Source organism: Methylobacterium sp. B1, assembly GCF_000333255.1.
In the GTDB taxonomy this organism is placed as follows: Bacteria; Pseudomonadota; Alphaproteobacteria; order Rhizobiales; family Beijerinckiaceae; genus Methylobacterium; species Methylobacterium fujisawaense.
Genome location: NZ_BACT01000015.1, coordinates 1 through 2,480, shown reverse-complemented (window position 1 = coordinate 2,480; position 2,480 = coordinate 1). Strand labels below are relative to the sequence as shown.

General features: G+C 71.7%; 2 protein-coding genes and 1 pseudogene. All 3 read right to left on the bottom strand.

The window, feature by feature from the left end:
- Positions 1-241: 241 nt before the first annotated feature.
- Positions 242-1,657: a TAXI family TRAP transporter solute-binding subunit gene (locus I53_RS00470; RefSeq protein WP_043345428.1), complete on the bottom strand. Its 1,416-nt coding sequence runs from the start codon at positions 1,655-1,657 to the stop codon at positions 242-244.
- A gap of 95 nt (positions 1,658-1,752) precedes the next feature.
- Complete coding sequence (locus I53_RS00465; RefSeq protein WP_043345425.1) at positions 1,753-1,956, bottom strand: CsbD family protein; 204 nt, start codon at positions 1,954-1,956, stop codon at positions 1,753-1,755.
- Between the two features lie 106 nt (positions 1,957-2,062).
- Positions 2,063-2,480: pseudogene (locus I53_RS00460) on the bottom strand (PhnA-like protein); the annotation flags it as partial.

Genomic DNA, 2,480 nt, shown 5'->3' with positions numbered 1-2,480 from the left:
GCGATCCAGGTTCGCCGGAATCGTCGAACCCGTCGCGGGCGGGACCTGCGGTGCCGGCGACCGCGCCGGATCCTTGGCGTGGCCGCCGAGCCACTCGGCGATCCGGTCGCGGTTCTGGTAGCCGGCCACCGCCAGCAGCCCCAGCAGGGCGGTCATCGAGGGATATCCCTTACTCATGGCGTCGTCCTTCCTTGGTGCGGGCCGAAGCCCGGGTGGTACGGCGGTGGGCCGCCGCATCGGGTCATGCCGGCGTCTGGGCCGCGTCTGCCGCGACGGCTCTGCCGGCCAGGCCCAAGCCGTCATCCGCGCTCCGGCCAGCCGTGATGGCGCGCTTCACCGTCGAACGGGCCGCGTCGATGGCGATGGTCGCCGCCGACATCGTCCGGGCCTCGGTCGGGCGCTCCAGGGCATGCTTGGCGATGTCGCCCGCGAGATCGTCGATCTCCCGGGCCAGGATCTCGAGACGTCCGGAATCCGGCGTCTCCTGCGCCTCCTGACGGATCTGCAGCAGGCGGTCGGTGGCCTCCTCGACGCGCTCGCGGCGCAGGCGCGACAGGCGCTGGCCGATCCACGCGAGCGCGGAGCCGATGCCGCCGCCCAGGAAGGCGAGCAGGTAGATCCAGGTCTCGTAGCGCTCGATGAAGCTCTGCTGCTCGCGCTCGTAATAATCGACGGCGCCGGGATGGATGGGCAGCCTCGCGCTGGTCGCGCCGACGGTGCCGTCATAGGCGGGGGCCTGAACGTAGTCGGCGGCCGGCGTGACGTTCGCCATCGCGCTGCGCAGCTCGAACAGGTGCTGCGTGACGTCGGCCGCCACGGAGCGTGCGAGGCTCGACCGCGCCATCAGCCGGTACGAAGCGCCGACCGTGTGAACGTCGTCGGCCGGCACCTTGGGGCTGCCGCCGAAGGTCTCGGCCGGCATGGTGACCACCTGCAGTCGCGGCAGCCGGGCGACGATCGCCTCTGCATTCTCGACATCCACGAAGGAGATCTTGCGGTTGCGGCTGGCCGCCTGGACGAGGCCGACGATCCGCTGGGCCGTCGGCGCGGTCGGCGCGATGACCGAGATCACTGCGTCGACCCGCTTGCGGGCGAAGGCCGCGCCCAGGTCGCTCTCAGCCATCTCGACCAGGGCGACGTGGCGCGGCGGCAGACCGCCTTCCGGCTCGGTGGTGACCAGCGTCAAACCATAGTGATCCAGCATGGCGCGGATGAGCGCCTCGTCGGCGTCCCGATGGGCCAGGATCGCGAGGCGCTTGCGATCGAGATCGGGGAAGCGGTCGATCCCGGCGGCTTCCGGCGAGGCGATGATCATCGCCTGGTCGCGTAGGATCGCCAACGTCAGGCCATTGTCGGGGAGTTCGACGTCCGGGCGTACGATCGCCAGATCGACCCGCCCGTCACGCAGCGCCTCGGCACTGTCGCGCACGTCGTCGAAGGGTATGATCTTGAGGCGAATCTCCTTGTGGCGCTTGGCCAGGGCATCCGCGTAGGCCTGGATCAGCGCCGGCTCCGTCCCGTCCTTGGGAGCGACCGCGATGGTCAGGACGGTGGCGCGCGACACCCAGTAGGCCACGCCGGCGCCGACGCTCAGCAGGATGGCGAGCACCAGGAAGACGAATTCCTGACGCAGGAAGAGGCTGGCGAAGTGCCGCATCGGCTCTGCTCCCGCGCGTTGAGCGGTTCGGCCCGGCACCGTACCGGACACGGGCCGAGGGGCGGCGCCGGTGGCCCGGCGCCGCGGGATGAGGATTAGTGCTTGCCGGTGATCTTGTCGGCGAGGGTCTTGGCGCCGTCCTTGACGTCGCCGACGGTCTTCTGGGCGTCGCCCTTGAGCTCCTGCGCCTTGCCCTCGGCCACCAGCTTGTCGTTGCCCGTGGCCTTGCCGGCCGCCTGCTTGACGTTGCCGACCGCCTCGTTGGCCAGGCCCTTGATCTTGTCGGTGGTGCTGCTCATCGCGTGTGCTCCGTGCGGTTGGAGGGGGGTCGGGGATCCCGGCCGGGCGCGTTCCGCCCGCCGGGGATGGGCGGCGCCCGCATGGAGGCGCGGGCGCCGAGGGCGGTCAGACGCGCCGGGTCTCGTAGGCGCCGAGCAGGGCCGCGGGCTTCGGCGCGCCCAGGCGGCCGCCGAGGAAGGCCGCCAGGGCCCCGAGGACCAGCGCCAGCGCCGCGTAGAAGGCGCCCTGCGTGGCCGCCGACTTGGCCGTCACGGCCGCGGCCTCGGCCTTCTGCTTGGCGGTGGCCACCGCCTGGTCGTACTGCGTCTCGTAATCCTGGATCTGCTGGCGGGCCTGATCGACCGGGATGTTCTGCGCCTTGGCCAGGGCGTCGGCCGCGCGGGCCTCGGCCTGCTGCTTCTGCGACGCGTCACCCGTGAACAGCGCCTTGATCGCCGCCACCGCCGCGTCGCGGGCCGCCTGCGGGTCCTGGCCGGCGGTCTGCTGGCGGACCTTCTGCTCGATGCCGTCCAGCGGGTTCGAG

Bases quoted from the DNA above. Each gene is read 5' to 3' on its own strand.
- I53_RS00470 (WP_043345428.1), bottom strand. From the start codon at position 1,657: ATGCGGCACTTCGCCAGCCTCTTCCTGCGTCAGGAATTCGTCTTCCTG.
- I53_RS00465 (WP_043345425.1), bottom strand. From the start codon at position 1,956: ATGAGCAGCACCACCGACAAGATCAAGGGCCTGGCCAACGAGGCGGTC.